Annotated in this window: 17 protein-coding genes; 2 read left to right on the top strand and 15 right to left on the bottom strand. The window is 69.9% G+C overall.

Features of this window, described 5'->3' with window-relative positions:
- Window positions 1-87: 87 nt before the first annotated feature.
- From ABZ783_RS10810 to ABZ783_RS10780, 7 genes are all read right to left on the bottom strand, one after another.
- A complete protein-coding gene (locus ABZ783_RS10810) occupies window positions 88-552 on the bottom strand; it encodes a hypothetical protein (protein ID WP_357436134.1) in 465 nt (154 codons plus the stop codon).
- A 107-nt stretch (window positions 553-659) separates the two neighbouring features.
- Complete coding sequence (locus ABZ783_RS10805) at window positions 660-947, bottom strand: DUF2277 domain-containing protein (RefSeq protein ID WP_073838320.1); 288 nt, start codon at window positions 945-947, stop codon at window positions 660-662.
- Between the two features lie 170 nt (window positions 948-1,117).
- On the bottom strand, window positions 1,118-1,978 hold the full coding sequence (locus tag ABZ783_RS10800) for an aldo/keto reductase family oxidoreductase (RefSeq protein ID WP_357436132.1): 861 nt from the start codon (window positions 1,976-1,978) through the stop codon (window positions 1,118-1,120).
- Window positions 1,979-2,222: 244 nt separating this feature from the next.
- A complete protein-coding gene (locus ABZ783_RS10795; RefSeq protein WP_357436131.1) occupies window positions 2,223-2,870 on the bottom strand; it encodes a hypothetical protein in 648 nt (215 codons plus the stop codon).
- A 178-nt stretch (window positions 2,871-3,048) separates the two neighbouring features.
- Complete coding sequence (locus tag ABZ783_RS10790) at window positions 3,049-3,615, bottom strand: GNAT family N-acetyltransferase (protein WP_357436130.1); 567 nt, start codon at window positions 3,613-3,615, stop codon at window positions 3,049-3,051.
- A gap of 152 nt (window positions 3,616-3,767) precedes the next feature.
- Entirely contained in the window at window positions 3,768-4,454 is a 687-nt protein-coding gene (locus ABZ783_RS10785) for an alpha/beta hydrolase (protein ID WP_357436128.1), read from the bottom strand.
- Window positions 4,455-4,456: 2 nt separating this feature from the next.
- Window positions 4,457-5,257 carry a DinB family protein gene (locus tag ABZ783_RS10780; protein WP_357436126.1) on the bottom strand — a complete coding sequence of 267 codons (801 nt, stop codon included), beginning with the start codon at window positions 5,255-5,257 and terminating at the stop codon, window positions 4,457-4,459.
- Window positions 5,258-5,327: 70 nt separating this feature from the next.
- On the opposite strand from ABZ783_RS10780, the gene ABZ783_RS10775 reads away from it, so the two are divergent.
- Window positions 5,328-6,329 (top strand): WYL domain-containing protein, encoded by a 1,002-nt coding sequence (locus ABZ783_RS10775; RefSeq protein ID WP_357436124.1) that lies wholly within the window; start codon window positions 5,328-5,330, stop codon window positions 6,327-6,329.
- A gap of 417 nt (window positions 6,330-6,746) precedes the next feature.
- On the opposite strand, the gene ABZ783_RS10770 is transcribed toward ABZ783_RS10775, so the two are convergent.
- The 3 genes from ABZ783_RS10770 to pdxY form a co-directional block, all read right to left on the bottom strand.
- Window positions 6,747-8,072 (bottom strand): phospholipase D-like domain-containing protein, encoded by a 1,326-nt coding sequence (locus ABZ783_RS10770; RefSeq protein WP_357436122.1) that lies wholly within the window; start codon window positions 8,070-8,072, stop codon window positions 6,747-6,749.
- A gap of 297 nt (window positions 8,073-8,369) precedes the next feature.
- Window positions 8,370-9,878, bottom strand: a complete 1,509-nt coding sequence (locus tag ABZ783_RS10765) for an aminotransferase class I/II-fold pyridoxal phosphate-dependent enzyme (RefSeq protein ID WP_357436120.1) — start codon at window positions 9,876-9,878, stop codon at window positions 8,370-8,372.
- Window positions 9,879-9,978: 100 nt separating this feature from the next.
- Window positions 9,979-10,830 carry a pyridoxal kinase PdxY gene (gene pdxY / locus ABZ783_RS10760; protein WP_357436118.1) on the bottom strand — a complete coding sequence of 284 codons (852 nt, stop codon included), beginning with the start codon at window positions 10,828-10,830 and terminating at the stop codon, window positions 9,979-9,981.
- Window positions 10,831-10,929: 99 nt separating this feature from the next.
- Here pdxY and ABZ783_RS10755 point away from each other — a divergent pair, with 99 nt between their 5' ends.
- Window positions 10,930-11,151, top strand: a complete 222-nt coding sequence (locus ABZ783_RS10755) for a hypothetical protein (protein WP_357436116.1) — start codon at window positions 10,930-10,932, stop codon at window positions 11,149-11,151.
- On the opposite strand, the gene ABZ783_RS10750 is transcribed toward ABZ783_RS10755, so the two are convergent.
- The 5 genes from ABZ783_RS10750 to ABZ783_RS10730 form a co-directional block, all read right to left on the bottom strand.
- On the bottom strand, window positions 11,133-13,379 hold the full coding sequence (locus tag ABZ783_RS10750) for a penicillin acylase family protein (protein WP_357436114.1): 2,247 nt from the start codon (window positions 13,377-13,379) through the stop codon (window positions 11,133-11,135). The genes ABZ783_RS10755 and ABZ783_RS10750 overlap by 19 nt on opposite strands.
- A 236-nt stretch (window positions 13,380-13,615) precedes the next feature.
- On the bottom strand, window positions 13,616-14,635 hold the full coding sequence (locus ABZ783_RS10745; protein WP_357436112.1) for an ABC transporter permease: 1,020 nt from the start codon (window positions 14,633-14,635) through the stop codon (window positions 13,616-13,618).
- Entirely contained in the window at window positions 14,632-15,594 is a 963-nt protein-coding gene (locus ABZ783_RS10740) for an ABC transporter permease (protein ID WP_357436110.1), read from the bottom strand. The genes ABZ783_RS10745 and ABZ783_RS10740 overlap by 4 nt, the downstream gene beginning before the upstream one ends.
- Entirely contained in the window at window positions 15,587-17,113 is a 1,527-nt protein-coding gene (locus tag ABZ783_RS10735; RefSeq protein WP_357436109.1) for a sugar ABC transporter ATP-binding protein, read from the bottom strand. Before ABZ783_RS10735 ends, ABZ783_RS10740 begins: the two co-directional genes overlap by 8 nt.
- Complete coding sequence (locus ABZ783_RS10730; RefSeq protein WP_357436108.1) at window positions 17,113-18,177, bottom strand: ABC transporter substrate-binding protein; 1,065 nt, start codon at window positions 18,175-18,177, stop codon at window positions 17,113-17,115. Before ABZ783_RS10730 ends, ABZ783_RS10735 begins: the two co-directional genes overlap by 1 nt.
- Between the last annotated feature and the right edge of the window lie 90 nt (window positions 18,178-18,267).

Here is an 18,267-nt window from a genome sequence, read left to right as displayed (position 1 = left end):
GCTGGAAACGCCCTTCGCCAGCGCGAGACCAGAGCGACTACGTCCGCGACTCCTCCGATGAGGCGGCGAGCGGCTCATTTGCACGAGTCACAGGCAGCACCAGCAGTACAGGTCCTCGCCCGCGTCTCGCGCACGCCGGGCAAGGGCGGCGACCTCCTTGATGACGGGCACCATCTCGTCCTCAGGCAACGGGCCGCTCCACGCCAGCTCTTCGATCCGGCCCCATCGCGCCGACAACTCACGCACTTGCCCGTCGTTGATCGAGGCCAGGGCGTCCCGCGTGGCGCGGTCGAGAGACATCAGCCACGGTCCTTCCTGGTCGTCCACGCTCCACAGCAGGTTGAGATCAACCAGGTTCACCTCCCAGTCGACACCTCGAACGAAGCTCACGAGCTTGCCGAGGGTCACTGCCGGCTCGATGCCCTTGAGGTCAATCGCATCGACAGCTGCGCCGTCTCCGCTGAAGGCGGCCGGCCCGCCACCGAGATCCGCCATCATTCGGACAGCCGCAGCGTCATCCTCTGCCCGGAAGTAGTCAAACAGCACGCCCATGGCGAGTACTCCACCACGCGGGTGCGACATTGGCTTCGGCTGCCCTTGGCTGTATCGATGGCGGCCGGACCAGATTGAAGCTGACCCTGATCCGCCCGCCCTGGCCGTCAGCCCGAGGCCGTCGCTCGAACCCCGTACCGTTCAGCCGCGCGCGCCTTGGCCTTCGCGGCCTCCACCTCGCGGTCGCGGGGAGGCGCCTTCGTCACGAGGCTGTCCAGCAGGGTCCGGGTGGCCGCGGTGACCGCGCGGACCGCCTCGTCGAACGCCTCCTCGTTGGCCGCGGACGGCCGCGTCGCGCCGCTGACCTTGCGCACGTACTGGATGGCGGCCGCCTCGATCTCGTCATCGGTCGCAGGCGGCTCAAAGTTGTGGAGCACTCGAATGTTCCGGCACATGCCTCCACGATGCCACGGCCTTGGCCACCGCGAGCTTCCCTGGAGCTTCGTTTCGGGTCTGCGTCGCTGTGCGGCTACTGCCTGAGCTGCCACGCTGACCGCAGGAAATCGCCAGCTGGCTCGCGGTGATCTCGCGCAGCGCGGCGTTGACCGAGATCGGCCACTGAGTGTCAACCTATCCGGTCGAGTTCGGTCAGCGCGTCCTCGGGAAGGGGCAGCGCGGCAGCGGAGACGTTTTCGCGCAGGTGCGCGACGGATGAGGTGCCGGGGATGAGCAGGATGTTCGGGGAGCGCTTGAGCAGCCAAGCCAGCGCGACGGCCATCGGTGTGGCGTCGAGGCGGGCGGCGACAGCGTTCAGTTCCTCCGACTGCAGTGGGGAGAAGCCGCCGAGCGGGAAGTAGGGCACGTAGGCGATACCCTGCGCGGCCAGGGAGCCGATCAGGGTGTCGTCGTCCCGGTTTGCGATGTTGTAGTAGTTCTGCACGCACACGACCGGCGCGATGGACTGTGCCTCGGCGAGCTGTTCAGAGTTGACCGTGCTGAGACCGAGATGCTTGATCAGGCCCTCCTGCTGCAGCTGCGCGAGGGCTGTGAACGGCTCGGCGATCGAGCCGGGAGCGGGCCGGTCGAACCCGCCGACGCGCAGGTTGACAACGTCGAGCACGTCGAGCCCGAGGTGGTCCAGGTTGTCGTGCACGGCTTGGCGCAGCTGCTCGGGAGCGAGCGCTCGGGGCCAGTTTCCCTCGGCGTCACGCAATGATCCGACCTTCGTCACGATGCGTAGATCGTCCGGGTATGGGTGCAGGGCTTCCCTGATGATCTCGTTGGTGACGTACGGGCCGTAGAAGTCGGCAGTGTCGATGTGGTTGATACCCAGCTCGACGGCCTCGCGCAGCACGGCCACGGCCGCGTCGCGGTCGGCCGGCGGGCCGAAGACGTGCGGGCCGGCCAACTGCATCGCGCCGTACCCCATCCGGGCGACCGTCAAATCCCCCAGCGGGAACGTCCCGCCGGGAAGCGTCGATGTCACGAGAATCCCTCTCCATGTGGTCGCAAATTCGTGAGCTTCCCGCCGACGCCGCCACCAAACCGCGGCGCTTGTCCAGCCGGCGATCCTCGGCGCGGTCGCTGGCGCCGGCGCCGACATGATCGGTCTCGGAGTCACATATTGATGCGGTTCCCCTCCTGGCCGGTGCCAGGCGGCTCCGGGCGACACTCGACCCCGGTTAGCCATTGGCTGACATGCTATGAGCCCCGACTGGGCGGCACGGAGATCAGCAGCTGTTCTGATCTGACCCCGATGAGCCGCTGAGCTGCAACCGCTCGCGTAGTCGCCGCGCTTCGCGGCCGCGGTACGCCCGCAGGATGTCTTCGAGCGTGTCGCGTACGTCCGGATCGGGATGATCGGCCAGGTACGCCAGCTCCTCGGCACCGCCGCGCCGGCCGCGGCCCAGTTCGCCGAGCACGTCGATGATCTCGTCGGCGGTGGACGCCCCCCGCAGCCGCGTCATCAGCTCGCTCTTCGGTCTGGGCGGCTCGTCGTAGGGGAACCGGCGGCGCAGGTTGGCCACCTTGTACCCCCCGCGCGGCAGACAGACGGGACACGGGCAGGGCCGCCGGCCGTGGGCCGCCGGCAGGTACCGCCAACCGACTCCCTGCGGAACGTCACGGATCCGGCGCACCTCGGCGACGACGATCGCGCGGGGCACGAACACCTCGTAGCCGCGCGGATCGTCGAACTCGCGCACCGCCGCGACCGCCTGTGCGGCGGTGGCCTCGCGGGGTGGGGCAGTGTAGCGCCCGACGGTGACCGGCTCGTCGTCGGGCAGCCGCAGCTGCACCGCAACCAGGACGCCCGAGTGCCAACGCCGCAGCTCGCGCACCCACTGGTAGGTGAGAGTGAACGACGGCAGTACGGGCATGCAGTACACGCCCCGTCCGCCGGCCCGCCCGCGGCTGCGCGCGGCGACTCCCGAACGCGCGATGCGTCGAGCCGATCGCGCCGTGGTGATATGCACGAACTCCGCCATCACCGGGGATGGTAGCCGGGCGGCGGCGGTGATGATCACGAGTTTTCGAGCAGGCTAGGGAAGCGGAAGTTCACACCGCATCGACCACTGTGCTCACGACCCACGCGTGCTTGCCAACCTGCCGGCCGCGGGTGAATCCGAACTGCTCGAACAGTTCGACGGTCGCGCTGAACAGGAAACGGCCTGGCGCTTCACGGCCGGTGGTCACCTCGGAGATGGCCTCGACGAGGCCACCGCCGGCATGGGCGATGTGGTCGAGGGCGCCTTCCAGCGCCGCCCGGGCGATGCCTTGGCGGCGATGTTTCTTGTCGACGTAGAAGCAGGTGATCCGCCAGTCCGGGCGCGGCGGTGCATCCTTGTCGTATTCGCGCCTGTGTTTGATGCCCGGTAGTTCCTCGGGGCTGCCGTACTGGCACCACCCCTGCGCGGTGCCGTCTTCGTCGAGGACGAGCGCGGCGTGAGCCCGGCCTGTCCGGACCCGGTCCTCCTTGGCCGCGCGGTAGCTGATCCCTTTCTGGCCGCACTCCGGGTGGTAGCCAATGCACCAGCACCCACCGAAGATGCCGTTGTTGCGCTCGACAAGCTCCGCGAATGCGTCCCACGTCGAGGCGTCCAGGGGTCGGATCGTGTATGACATCGGGTGGATCCTCTCGCGCGTCACATCGTCCCGGCTCGCGACCTGAACGCCGACAACCGCTGGCTGCCGGGTCGGTCGATGCACTGCCGTGACTTCGAGCAACGTGGCCAAAGCCAGGGCAGGTCGGGTGTCCAGCCACCGCGCCGCGGCGGTCAGACCTCGGCAGCCGCTGCGGCAAGGAGCCGGGCGAGTTCGACCGGCTTGGTCACCATGGGCCAATGGCCGGAGTCGATGTCGACGAAGTCGAGGTGCTTGGCCTTCGCGAGCTCGGGCACGTCACCGGCCTCGATCCACTCCTTGGCTTGGGCAGGGGTGAACTCGGGGCACACGAGCACGACCGGGACATCGAACCGCCGCTCGTCGGCCAACCGCACGACGCCCTTGGCCACTCCCTCGGGGACCGGAATCGCCGCGGACGCGATGGCTCGCCTGGCCTCCTCGTCGAGGTCCGCAGAATCTGGCCCCTCGAATGGTCCCCAGCCGGGGAAGGGCATGACGCCATCCTTCAGCTCGAAGAAGTTCGCATAGGCCTCCCCGTCGGTGGACGGGAAGCCCCCGATGAGGACGACCTTGCCGACCTGCTCCGGTCGCGCCTCAGCGGCCAGCCAAGCCAGGGTGCAAGCGGCGGAATGCCCCACCGCCATCGGCTTTCCCGATGCCGAGTCCACGGCGGCGACGACCGCTGCCACCTGGTCGTCGAGCGTGGCGGACGCGGATCCGTCACCCTGGCCGGGGAGGGTGAGCGGTACGGGGCGATGGCCGAGTGACTCGAGTGCGGAAGCGACGTCGTCCCAGACGGATCCGTCGAGCCACAGGCCAGCGGCGAGCACGATCTCCATGATCAGTTCCCTTCTTCCAGTGCGGTCAGATCACGTTCGGCATAGCGCCGGTGCTCCCATTCCTCCGTGAGGACGATGCGGAGACATTCCTTGACGGGAAAGCGGTCAAACCGGGGCCATCCCGGCTCGGTGCAAGTCACCTCGGCGGCGAGCTGCTCGTCGGTGAGCGACGCCATGACGCGACCGACTCTGTCCAGGCGTTCGCGTCGGACCGTGAGCACCTCGTCGAGCGAGGGTCGTGCCTCCCGGTCCCAGGGGATGCCGTCCCAACCGGGCGCCTCGTCCCACGGCAGGTCCAACGGGTGCCATGGCGATGCGTTGCCGAGGATCATCCGGTCCACCCAGGCAGCGCTGGCGAAGTTGAGGTGCCGCAGGGTCTGGATGAAGGACCACTCGTCGTCGACGCTACGGTGGAGCGCCGCTTCGGGGAACGCGCTCGCCCGCGCGACGGTGCCCTCCCACAGCCGCTCCAGGATTGCCCACGCCGCACGGAACCCGTCGCTGTCGTCGGGGCGCATCCGCATCCGGTCTGGCATGCGACGGTTCAGTTCGGCGTCGACGAGCGGCGCGATGTCGACGCCGTTCACGACGACGTTCTGTAGCTCGCCGCTGATCTCGACGTCGACCAGCTCGACGCCGCGCATTCGGCAGCGGTTGAACAGGGCTCCGCGGACCTGCACCCCGGTGAGGTCGACTGCGCGTATGCTGGCGTCGTTCAGTGCCACCTGGGTGAACGTGGCGCCTCGGAGGCTCACGCGCTCGAAGCGCGCTCCGGTGAGGTCCTGCTCGCGGAACTCGGTCACGGACATCACGCTAGGGCCAGTTCCGGACGATCCACTTCCGGTTCATCTCGTGATTTCCTAGCCTGCTCGTGTGCCGACCGATCCCAGCCCCACCGCAAGAGCACTACGTGCCCTCGAGATCCTCCAGACCCGCCCCGGCACGACCGCCGACCAACTCGCCGAGCGGCTCGGTGTCACGGAGCGGGCCGCGCGCCGGTACGTCGGGATCCTCCGGGAGGCGGGCATCCCCGTCGAGTCGGCTCGGGGCCCTCACGGCGGGTACCGGCTCCGGCGCGGGACGAGGCTGCCCCCGGTGATCTTCACGCAGGCCGAGGCGCTTGGTCTGGTCATGGCGGTGCTCGACGGCCAGCCGGCCGCCGCCGACGTCGACGACCTCGTAGGTGCTGCCCTCAGCAAGGTCATCCAGGCCCTGCCCGAGAGCGTCGGCCGGCAAGCGGCCGCGCTGCGGCAGCATGCGTCGGCCGCGCCCGACCGGTACTCGGCCCGTCCAGATCCCGCCACCACCAGCGCACTCGTCGCTGCCGTCGCGGCCCGACGCCGCGTGCTGGTCACGTATCGGAGCGAGACCGGCAACCAGTGGGACGCCGAGGTGGACCCCTGGGCGGTCGTCGTCCGCCACGGGCGCTGGTACCTCTTGTGTCATTCCCATCGGGCGGACGCGATCCGCACCTACCGCGTTGACCGGGTCCGCGCGGTCCAGCAGACCACGCGCGAGTTCGAGCCGCCCGACGACCTCGACCCGGTTGCCGCGCTGGAGGAGAACCTGGGCATGGGGTGGGAGTTCCCCACCCATGTGGTGTTCGACGCTCCACCGGCTGAGGTGGCCCCGTGGATCCGGCCTCCCATGGGACGGCTGGAACCATCAGGAGACGGGTGCGTGCTTGTCGGCAGCACGAGCAATCCGGTGATGTATGCCCAGGAGTGGTTGGCGAGTGTGCCGTTCGCCTTCCGCGTTGTTGGCGGACAAGAGCTCCGTGCCGCGATCGCGACGCTCGCGGCGCGTTTCGCTGCCGCCCTGGCGGACCGACCCTCGACAGCGATGTCGGAGGATACGCCGACCACTGATCGATGAATCCAGCTACCTGATCATCCGGCATCGGCATACGAACAGCGCCAGGCCGCCACCGATACCGCCGAAGCGGTCGATGTCCGTCAATGCATAGCATCGAGTGCCATGAAGCTGAGAATCGCTCTTGCGTTGGCCGCGCTCGCCACCCTGCTCTACACCGTCGGCGCGCCATACAACCACGGCGGCTGACCCGGCCCAAGAAGAGACCCCGTCAGCTTGACGTCCACCTGTACCACGTCGAAGATCACGCCCGAAGGGCCGGCCGACAGCGCTACCCGGGGAACGATCAGCGGTCAGCGGCGCCAGGGCCGACCGCGGACGGTCGGCCCTGGCGCGGCGGTGCCGGCGGAGTGGGCATCAGGCACCCGGCCGGCCACCCCCGCCGGACGCCGGGAGGCTTCAGCCGCCGGCTCCTCGTGTTCAGGCGGTGGGTTCGTCGTCGGCGTCGCTCGGCGTCAAGGCGACGCCCGCCGGCGGGTTGTAGACCCAGCAGGTGCTGTGGTGGGACTCGAACCGCCGCTGGAACGGCGTGGCGAGCGGGTGGTTACGCAGCGCCAGGATGTTCTCGTCGTTCTGCCGCAGCGCCCGGTACGTCAGGTTGTGGCTGCCCAGGTAGAGCGTCGACTGGGCACCCTGACGGATGATCATGAACTTCTCGTGCATCGGGATGCCCTGCTGTTCGCCCTTCTCGTTCTCCGTGTAGCCGCAGAGGTGGACGGGCATGGCCCTGGCGAGGTCCACCAACGCGGCCATGGGTTTACCCTTGTCGTGCGGGGCCCCGGACTTGGCGCCGGTGACGATCCGGACCTGGCACCCGCGCTTACGTGCGGCGATGAGTTCGTTCACCACGGCCCGGCGCTGGATCCGGAAGTTCGCCAGGTCGACCTTCGTCGAACTGGAGCAGCTGAGGCCCTTGAGAATGCGTACGACCGGGTCGTTGCTCCCGCTGCGCGCGGTGCTGCCGGCGGCCTCCCGGCGCGGGAAGGTGTAGAGGCGGTGTGCGCCGGCGGCGTAGGTCCGGCCCGCGTTGTCGTCGCTCGCCCCTGACCTGCCGTGCGCCATCAGGTCGTTGAAGTAGCGCAGGTAGTCCGCGTACAGGCCGGCGTGGCTGATGGTGATGGCATCCTCGTACGCCGCGTAGTAGTCGAGGTTGGCCGACGAGACGTAGAGGACGTTCCTCGCCGTTCCACCTCCCGCCAGCCGCACGCTGGAGATCGTCATGAACTTGTCGTGCAGCAGCGGCGGGTTGTTCAACGGGGACCCCGTACGGTCGGTCATGCAGCCGCGGGTCGACTGCTTGTCGGGGCGCCTCGTGCCACACTCCACGACCCTTATCGACGGGGTCGCCTTGAGGGCCTGGTAGAAGGCGTCCCCGGCCCAGACCTGGCTGCCGTTGATGACGATGCGTACCCGCACCCCACGCGCCGCGGCGGCCTTGAGCGCGTCGAGGACCTCCTGACGATTGAAGAAGTAGAGGGTGAGCGAAAGGGTTGCCCCGGTCGGCGTCGCGTTGATGAGCCGGGCCACGTGGGCGCCGACCCCCTTGTGCATGTCGGGGAATTCCTGCTTGCTGTTGAACCAGGCGTAGTTGTGGACCTCGCCGGCGGCGATGGGGACCACCGCCGCCGCGGCGGGAGCGGCTGCCTCGGCGGCGGTTCCCGCCGCGACCGGGGCCGCCGGCAGCGAGACCGCCGTCAGCACGGCGGCGGCCATGGCGAGGCCGCGCAGATACGGTTTTCTGGTCATGCGGCACTCAACTCCCTCGTCCGGGCCATCCACGATGTCGATTGCACGGTGATCAGTCCTTCCCCGTGATCCAGGGGTCGCGGCGGGCATCACCTGCCACCGGGACCCGGTCACCCCGCCGCCGGAAACGGCCGTTGACATTGACTGACTTCGAATGTGCCGGCGGATGGTGGAAGCACTGTGGAAGGAGCGTGAAAAGGTGCGGGAGTCGCCGGCACGATCGGTGATCTGCGCGGCGGCACCGGAGGCCTCGGCGAGAGTGGCGAGCCGTCACGCCGCCGGCAACTCCGTGATTCGTCAGCGTGTCTCCTCGATCACCTGCTCGGCAGCGCGGCGTACGTCGTCGAGCAGGATCTCCATGTCCCGGCGGGTGGTGCGGTAGTTGAGCACGCAGCCGCGCAGCGCGAAGCGGCCGTTGATGGTCGCGTTGGACAGGTACGAGCTGCCGGCCTGCTGCAACGCCACCATGATCCGTTCGTTGAGGCGGTCGAGTTCCTCCTCGTCGGCCTCGGACCGTGGGCCGGCAGGTGCGGTGCGCGGCAGGTAGCGGAAGCAGAAGATGGAGAGCTCGACCGGGGCGAGCAGCTCGAAGTCGGCGCTGGCGTCGACAAGGTCGGCCAGGTGGCGGGCGCAGTCGAGGTTGCCCTCGATCGCGTCGCCGACGGCTCGCGAACCGGCGTGCGCCAGCGCCATCCAGACCTTGAGCGCCCGGAATCGCCGGGACAGGTCGGGTCCGTAGTCCCAGAAGGCGAAGGCCTCGGCGGGCTCGGTCTGCATGACGCGGGTGTAGTCGGCGTCCAGGCTGAAGGCCGGCCGCGCCCCCTCCGGGTCGCGGTAGATGAGGCAGCCGCAGTCGGCGGGTAGGTAGAGCCACTTGTGCGGGTCGAGGGCGATCGAGTCGGCCTCCGACATGCCGTCGAAGAGCGGACGGGCCGAGGGAGCGAGCCGCGCGAATCCGCCATAGCAGGCGTCGACGTGCATCCACAGCCGGTAGCGCCGGGCGACCGCCGCGATCTCGGCGAGCGGATCGACCGCGCCGGTGACGACGGTGCCGGCGTTCGCCACCACGCAGAGCGGTTCCGCCTCGGCGGCCCGGTCCTCCTCGATGGCGCGGACCAGGGCGTCGACGTCCATCCGGAAGCGGGCGTCCACCGGGATCTCGCGGACGTTCGCGCGGCCGATGCCGAGCAGCGCGGCGGCCTTGTGGATCGAGTGGTGGGTCTCGGTGGAGGCGTAGACGCGCAGCGGCGCGGGGTGGGCGGCCGCGCCGTGGGTGGCGACCGCCTCGCCGCAGTGCCGGTGTCGTGCGGCGGCGAGCGCGGTGAAGTTGGCCATCGAGCCGCCGCTCATGAACAGGCCCCCGGCGCCCGGGTCGCAGCCCAGGGCCTCCTTGATCCAGTCGATGGCCACGTGCTCCAGCTCGACGGGAGCCGGCGCCGACCGCCACGCGGTGAGGTTCGGGTTCAGCGCCGACGCGAGGAGGTCGGCCACTGCGGCGACCGCGGTGCCTGGTGCCGAGACGTACCCGAAAAAGCGGGGATGCCCGTTGTGCCGGCTGCCGGGGACGACCACCTCACGGAAGACGGTGAGCAGGTCGGTGAAGTCCCGACCCTCGACGGGCAGCGGCTCGGCGAGCAGCTCCTTCAGCGCGGCGGCGGAGGTGCGCGGGGCGATGGGCAGGTCCCGGATCGAGTCGTGGTGGGCGGCGATCCACTCGACGGCGCGCGCACCCATGTCCCGGATCTGCTCCGCCGAGGGGTCCAGGGCGGAGTCGACGCCGCGCCTGTCCGGTGAGATCGAAGTCATGGGCTGGAGAGTAGTTCGGATCACCTCCTGGCGGTCGCCCACTCCGGAGCGCGAGAGCCCTGACCGCGCCGCACGGCACCCGTGGCGCCGATGGACGTCGTCAGCGCAGCCGCCGGGCGGTGAACGTGGTTGGCGACTCGGCGATCGCGTCCTGGGCGGCGATCAGCTGGAGCTCCCGGGTGCCCGCCGCGAGGGTCGCCTCGAGTACGGCGAAGACGGAGGCGATGGTGCGTTCCAGTGCTGTCGCGGGCGAGCCCGTCGTCCACAGATGCGCCAGGTACAGCGCCGCGGTGACGTCGCCGCCGCCGTTCGGGTTGATCGGCAGCAGCGGTGTGGTCACCGCCCAGGCGCCCTCGTCGGAGACGGCCACCACCTCCAGCGACCCCGCCGGCACGTCGCCGTGGAGCACGCTGGTGACCAGGACGTGCCGTGGCCCCGTCTCGCGGACCACGTCGACCGCCGCCAGCAACTCGGTGAGCGAGTTCGTCCTCCGGCTGGCGAGGAAGTCCAGCTCGAACTGGTTCGGGGTGATGATGTCCGCGCGCGGGACGACGACGTCCCGCAGGTACTCCGGGATGCCCGGCCGGACGAACAGGCCGCGGCCCACGTCGCCCATCACCGGGTCGCAGCAGTACACCGCGTCCGAGTTGGCCGCCTTGACCCTGTCCACCGCGTCGAGGATCACCGCGCCCATCGCCGGGTCGCCCTGGTAGCCCGACAGCACCGCGTCGGCGCTGCCGAGGACCCCGCGATCGGCGATGCCCGCGATCACCTCGGCCACGTCGACCGGCGCGAGCAGCGGCCCGCGCCACGCGCCGTACCCGGTGTGGTTGGAGAAGTGGACGGTCAGTACCGGCCAGACCTCGTGCCCGAGCCGCTGAAGGGGGAAGACGGCCGCCGAGTTGCCGACGTGGCCGTAGGCGACCGACGACTGGATGGAGAGGATCTTCACCTGCTCATCATGGCGGTTCCCGCCGGTCCGCTACGCGCTACCCGGGCTTTCTGTCGGCTGACCCACTCCGGGCCGCCGAGACACCGCGCCCTGCGTGACGTGTCCGAGGCCGAGCAGGTCGGCGCGGCGGAGCCCTGGCGGCCGGACGACACCTCCCTCGCCACGGTCGTGGCCCGGATCAGCGCCGACGCCGACGCGCGCACGGACCGGGTGGCCAGCACGCGCATCGGCATCGACGAAGACCATAGGGGCGGGTCAGCGCGGCGGAGCGGCTTGCCGATCAACTCCTCGCTGGCGACTGATCACTTGCCCGGCTTGTAGCTCCGCTCGACATGCCCCTTGAGCTCCTCGGGATAGAAGTAGACGGGCCGGAGGTCGCCACTCGCGTACCGTTCGGCCTGGTCGTTGAAGTGCGGCGAGTCGGGATGCCCGCTCGCGCCCCCCGCCGTCACCGCCCAGGCGCGCAGCCGCGGCCCGAACTCCACGACCGCCACGAAGCTGTTGCCGCTGGTGCCGTAGTAGCGCTTCGTGCCCGGGTAGCGCCGTGCCCCGAACGAGGCGAGGGAGCCCCACTGCGCGGAGGTGAAGGGCACCGGGCTGCTCGGCTTGGCGTCGTCGAACGTCTGGACGATCGCCCCGTCGTTGCGCTGGAACCGGTTGACCTCGCCCCAGGGCACCTGCCAGTTGCCGAAATCCTGGGTCAGCCGCCCCACCGCCGCCTCGAGCGCCGCGAGCCGCTGCGCATCGGTGGCGCGCTCGGCGAGGTAGTCCCACATCGACATACCGGCATCTCGCGCCGCCTGGGCCAGGGGCGCCCAGAGCGCCTCGGCCCAGAACACGGCCAACGACGTCGCGGTTGACTGCGCACCCCAGCGATAGTCCCAGCCGCGCAGCAGGCCGATCGGCGCGGCGAGCTTCGCCTTCTGCTGGTCGCCCTCCGGCAGCTTGTCCCACGCTGCGGCGAGCCCCGGCACCAGCCGGGCGAACGCGGTGAGATACGTATCGAAGGCGGCTGCGATCAGCGTCTGCGGGGTGAAGTCCCGCCGGGCACTCAGCACCCGGATGGCCTGCGGCCCACGCGGGTTCTCGCCGGCCTGGTCGAAGTAGCGTGGATAGTCGGCGGCCTTGGGGCTGTCCGCGCCGGCCGCGGTCCAGGGCCAGTTGTTCGTGTTGAACGCCCAGCCATTCTCCGGATTCACCGCCTGTGGCAGGCTGCCGAGGCTGTGCAGCCCGCGCCAGTCGGTTGCCGGATCGCTGCCGTCGACGGGCTTGCGGTAGTCGAAGCGATCGTCTCGGACCGGCATGAACTGCGGCACCAGGAAGGCGATCTCGCCCGTCGAGTCCGCGAAGAGCGTGTTGTTCGAGCTGTTGGCCTTGAGGCCCGCCACCTGGATGAAGTCCTCGTAGTCCCGCGTCTTGGTGCGCAGGAAGCTCTGTTGCAGCGCCTCGACGGGCTTGTTCATCAGCGCGAACGCGATCCACTTGCCGTCCGCCTCACGCACGATCGGGCCGTGGTGGGTGGCGAAGGTGGTGAAGCTGCGCTGCGCCCGCCCGCCCTCCGCGGTGCGGTACGACAATGTGATCGTCTTCGTCGTCAACGGCCGCAGCTCGTTGCCGTAGCGGTAGGAGCGGCTGCCGTCCGCTCCGGTCACGATCGTCTCGGCGAACTCATCGACGTTGTCGACGCCGCTCGACGTGTGCATCCAGCCCGTGTTCGCGTTGAAGCCCTGGTAGATGAAGAACTGCCCCCAGGTGGCGGCGCCGTAGACATTGAGCCCGTCGCCGCTCGTCACATGTTGCTCGGAGCGGAAGAAGAAGCTGGTGTGCGGGTTGATCAGCAGCAGCGCATGGCCGTCACGGGTGTGGCTCGGCGCGATCGCCATGCCGTTCGAGCCGCTCGGTTCGCGGAACAGCAGCCCGCGCTCCTCATCGGTCATCGGCACCGCGCGCCTGCCGTAGAAGGCTTCGAGCTGGGTGAGTGGCACCCGCTCGATGTCGCCGCCGATGCTGCCTTCGGAGAAGCTCAGCGGCATCCACGGCTCGAACCGGTTGATCACGCGTGGCTGCACCTCGGGGTGGGTCGCGAGGTAGTAGTTCAGGCCGTCCGCCCAGGCCTGCATCAGCTCGCGTAACCAGGCCGGGCTCTTCGCGTAGTCCCCCTTCAGCGCCTCGGGGTCGATGAACAGCCGCTGGCGCAGGTCCTGCCAGATCGCGCTCTCGCCCTCGGCCTCGGCGAGGCGGCCGAGGCTCACCAGGTAGTTGCGTTCGATCCGGTTGAAGTCGTCCTCGGCCTGGGCGTACATCATCCCGAACACGGCATCGGCGTCGGTCTTGCCCACCACGTGCGGGACGCCCCAGTCGTCGCGCGTGATCGTCACGTGCGCAGCTTGCCTACGCCAGCGGGCGAGGTCGGGCGCGTTCTGCGCGGGGGCGGCGGACGCGCTGCCGGATGGCAGGCCCGCCGCGACGGCCGCGGCTCCCGCCGCCAGCCCGGCAGCCCCGCCCAGGATGCGGCGTCGGCTCAGCCCTTCGTTCTGCGCGTGGTTCATGAATGGGTCCACCTTTCTGGGGCAGCAGCCGCCGTTCGGCCAGCGAAGGACAACGGTCATCGCCGCCTCCTGACCGCTTGGGGATCAACCTGGCCCAAACTGCGTACCACTCGCTCGGGCGGCGTGGCAATAGAGATCAACAGCTATTTGACCTGCGAGACATGCTCGTGACAATCGAGATCCGTCGCGAGTGGAGTCGCGGCCGATCGCGAGTGGACCAGCGACGCATACCGCCTTCAGGACAGTCGCTGCGCCCGGTGCAGGATCCGCTGCAGGACCACCACCAGAGCGAGAAACGCGCCGCTGACGACCTGCTGGAACGACGAGGTGAGCACGCCGATCTGATTGATCAGGCTCTGGATCACGCCGAGCAGCAGCACGCCGGCCATCGTCCCGGTGAGCCCGCCGGCGCCGCCGGTGAGCAGCGTGCCGCCGATCACCACGGCGGCGATGACGTCGAGTTCCATGCCGGCGCCGAGGATGGTGACGCCGGAGGACAGGCGGGCGGCGTTGAGGGCGCCCGCCAACCCGGCCAGCAGTCCGGAGATGAGATAGACGAGGACCTTGACCCGGGCGACCGGCACGCCCATGAGCACCGCGGCCTCCTCGCTGCCGCCGATCGCATACACCTTCTGCCCGAAGCCGGTGCGCTGCAGCAGCACGCCGCCGAGCAGGACCAGACCTAGCGTGATCCAGACCGGCGCGGTGAGGCCGAGGACGGACGCCTGGCCCAGCGCGCTGAAGGCGTCGTTCTGCACCAGGTAGGTGTTCGCCCCCTCGTCGGAGACCGCGAGCATGAGGCCACGCATGCCGAGCAGGCCCGCCAGGGTCACGATGAACGGCGCCATGCCGGTGCGCGCCACGATCAGCCCTTGCACCAGCCCGATCGCGCCACACACCGCGAGCGGCAGCAGCAACGCGACGAGCAGCCCGTACCGGGAGCCGTAGGCGGCCAGCACCCCGGCGAGCACGAAGGAGGAGCCGACGGAGAGGTCGATGCCGCCGCTGATGATGACGAAGGTCATCCCGATCGCGACGATCGCCAGGAACGACGACGACACCACGATGTTCGCGGCGTTCTGTGGGGTGGCGAACGAGTCGAAGGCGACGGCCCCGACCACGACGGTGACCGCCAGCACCATGAGCGCGCCGTGATGCTGGAGAAGGTGACCGACCCGTTCACGGCGCAGTGCGCCCGGCCGGCGCCGCGCCTCGGCGCCGGCGTCCGCGTCCGCGTCGGCGATGGTGGTGGTCATGCGCGCCTCCCTCGGGCGGCGTAGACGGCGGCCAGGATGATGACCGCCTGGACCATCTGGGTCCAGGACTGCGGCAGGTTGTGCTTGATGAGCGTGGCCTGGAGGAGCTGGATGAGCAGGGCGCCCAGCACGGTGCCGAGCACCCGGACCCGGCCGCCGGTGAGCGGGGTCCCGCCGACGACCACGGCGGTGATCGCGGACAGTTCCATGAGCAGGCCCAGCGAGGTGGGGTCGCTGGCCTGCAGCCGGGACGTGGCCAGCACCCCGGCCACCGCGGCGAGTAGACCGGAGATGAGGTAGACGGTGACCAGGACGCGTCGTACCGGCAGGCCGGACAGCCGGCTCGCGGCCCGGTTGCCACCCACGGCGACCAGCTGGCGGCCGAAGGTGGTGCGCTTGACCAGGAAAGCGACCAGCACGGTGAGCGCCGCCGCGATGATGACCACCAGCGGCAGGCCGAGCACGGACCGGCTGCCGAGGGTGATCAGCGTGGGGTTGCGGAACTCGGTGAGCTGCGGCACCAGCACGTTCGCCAGGCCGCGTACGCCCACCAGCAGTGCCAGCGTCGCCACGATGGGCTGCACCCCCACGTACGCCACCAGCGCGCCGCCGCCGGCGCCGACGGCGGCGCCGCCGATCAGGGCCGCGACGATCGCGACCGGAGCGCCGTACCCGAGGTAGAGCACCACCACCGCCGAGGCGAGCGCCATCACCGAACCTACGGACAGGTCGATACCCTCGGTGCCGATCACCAGCGCCATCCCGAGCGAGGTGATCACGACGGGCGCCACCTGGATCAGCTGGGTCCGGAAGTTCGCCACCTCGAGGAAGTGCGGCGTGAACACCACGTTGAAGAGCAGGAGCGCGAGCACCGACACGTAGACGCCGTACTCCTGCAGCCACGCGAGCAGGCGTACCCGCCCGCCCCAGGCGCGCGGCGCGACCGCGAGGTCAGCCATCGGTCTCTCCTGTCGCGGCAATCGTTGCCATGATCGCTTCTTCCGTAACCTGATCCCCGCTCAGCTCGCCCGCGACCGCGCCGTCGCGCAGGACCACGACCCGGTCCGCCCCCTCGACGAGTTCCTCCAGGTCGGAGGAGATCAGCAGCACCCCGAGCCCCTCGGCCGCCAACTCGTCGATGAGTGCCTGCACCTCGGCCTTGGCCCCGACGTCGATGCCCCGGGTCGGCTCGTCGAGCAGCAGCACCTTCGCGCCGGTCGCCAGCGAGCGGGCCAGCAGGACCTTCTGCTGGTTGCCGCCGGACAGCTCGGCGACCTTCTGGTCTGGGGAGGCGGCCTTGATACGGAGCCGCCGGATGAAGCTGTCGACGATCCGGTCAACCCGGGCGTCGGACACCACTCCGGACCGGGACAGCTGGGGCAGGGCGGCCAGCGCGATGTTGTCCTTTACCGACAGGGTCGGCACGATGCCCTCGGCCTTGCGGTCCTCGGGGACGAGGCTGACGCCGGCCCGGATCGCGGCCGCCGGAGAACCGCGGCGCACCTCCTGCCCAGCCACCAGCACCGTACCGCCGTCGAGCGGGAGGGCACCCGCGATCGCCTTGGCCGTCTCGCTGCGCCCGGCGCCCAGCAGCCCGCCCAGGCCCACCACCTCGCCGGGACGGACCTGCACGGACACGTCACGCAGGGCTGGTCGGCGGGACAGCGATCGGGCCTCCAGCAGCGGCCCGCTGGCTGCGGCGGTGTGCTCGCCGGAGAACTTCGTCGCCCCCTCCCGCCGGATCTCGGCGGGGTCGCGGCCGAGCATCAGCGCGACGAGATCCACCCGCGGCAGCTCGTCGAGCGGTCCGGCGTGCGCCACCCTGCCGTCGCGCAGCACGGTGACCCGGTCGCAGATCCGGTACAGCTCGTCGAGGCGGTGGCTCACGTAGATCAGCGAGATGCCCTGCGCCCGCAGGCCGGCGATGACGCCGAAGAGGGTGTCCACCTCCCGCGGTTCCAGGGCCGAGGTTGGTTCGTCCATGATCACCACGCGGGCGTCGATGGAGACCGCGCGGGCGAGCGCCACCATCTGCTGGGTGCCCATGCCGAGCGAGCGCAGCGGCCGGCGCACGTCGATGCGGATGCCGTACCGGGTCATCACGCGCTCGGCCTCGACGTACAGCTGCGTCATGTCGATGACCCCGAGCCGGCTGCGCGGTTCCCGCCCGAGCAGCAGGTTGTGCGCGAGGCTCATCTGCGGGACGAGGTTGACCTCCTGGTAGATGGTCGAGATCCCGGCCCGTTGGGCGGCAAGGGGGTGGTCGAAGGTGACCGGCTCGCCGCCCAGCAGGAGCGTCCCCCGGTCCGGCCGGTACACGCCGGTGAGGACCTTGATGAGGGTCGACTTGCCGGCGCCGTTCTCGCCGACCAGGGCATGTACCTGCCCCGCATCCAGCCGGAAGGACACGTCGTCCAGGGCGAGGACCCCGGGGAACCCCTTCGAGATTCCCCGGGCCTCCAGAACCGCGGTCGCCATCAGTACGCGTTTCCCAGGCTCTCCTTGGCATTCGCCGTCGTGTACTCCTGGTCGCTGATGATCACCGTGGCCGGGATCCCCTCCCCGTCCAGGAACTTCTGCGTGGTGGAGAAGGCGAGCGGCCCGAAGCGTGGGTTCGACTCGACGACCGCGGACAGCCAGCCGTCGACGATGCCCTGCACGGCGGCGCGGGTGCCGTCCACCGACACGATCTTGACCTGGCCGGGCGACTTACCCGCGCCCTTGAGCGCCGTCACCGCCCCGAGCGCCATCTCGTCGTTCTCGGCGTAGATCCCCTTGGTGCCCGGGCGGGACTGGATCAGCTGCTCGGTGACCTGCTGGCCCTTCTCCCGGGTGAACTCGCCGGTCTGCTCGAAGGAGATGGTGATGCCCGGTGCCTTCTCCTGGATCCGGTCCTTGAAGCCCTTGGTCCGGTCGGTGGTGACGTTGTTGCCGGGCGCGCCGAGCAGGATGGCGACCTCACCCTGGCCGCCGAGGGCCTGGATCATCTGGTCGGCCGCCCGCTCGCCCTGCTGATAGAAGTCCGACCCGATGAAGGTGAGGTAGTCGGTGCACGGCTGAGCGTTGATCTTGCGGTCGATGGTGATGATCGGGACCTTCTTCTCCGCCGCCTGCCTCAGCACCGGCTCCCAGCCGTCGGAGTTCAACGGCGCGATGACCAGCAGCTTGGCGCCCTGGGCGATGAGCTGCTGCACGTCCGAGATCTGCTTGGAGAACTGGGACTGCGCGTTGGTGACCCGCAGGTTGGCGATGCCGAGCTTTGCGGCCTCGTCCTTGATGGACCTGGTCTCGGCGATCCGGAACGGGTTGGCTTCCTTCTCCGACTGGGAGAAGCCGACCACGTCCTTCTTCAGGTCGAACTTCTGCCCGCCGAAGCTCTGCAAGGTGCAGGTCGGGCCGGCGGCGCCCTGGCTCTGCACGACCTGCTGGCCTGCGCTGCCGGCCGGTGCGGGCGTATCGCCGCTGTCCTCGCCCTTGGCGCACGCCGCGGTGGCGAGCAGGGCGGCCAGCGCGACCGCCGCCAATCCGGATGTCCTGGACATGAGGGCTTCCTTTCCCGAGGCGGTTCTCACTCAGCGGGGATGGGGTCGGGGGCCGTCGCCGCCGCGGTGGGCACCGCGGCGGCGACGGCG

This window comes from Micromonospora sp. NPDC047738 (assembly GCF_040642675.1).
Lineage (GTDB): Bacteria > Actinomycetota > Actinomycetes > Mycobacteriales > Micromonosporaceae > Micromonospora.
This window is presented reverse-complemented; position numbering and strand designations above follow the sequence as displayed.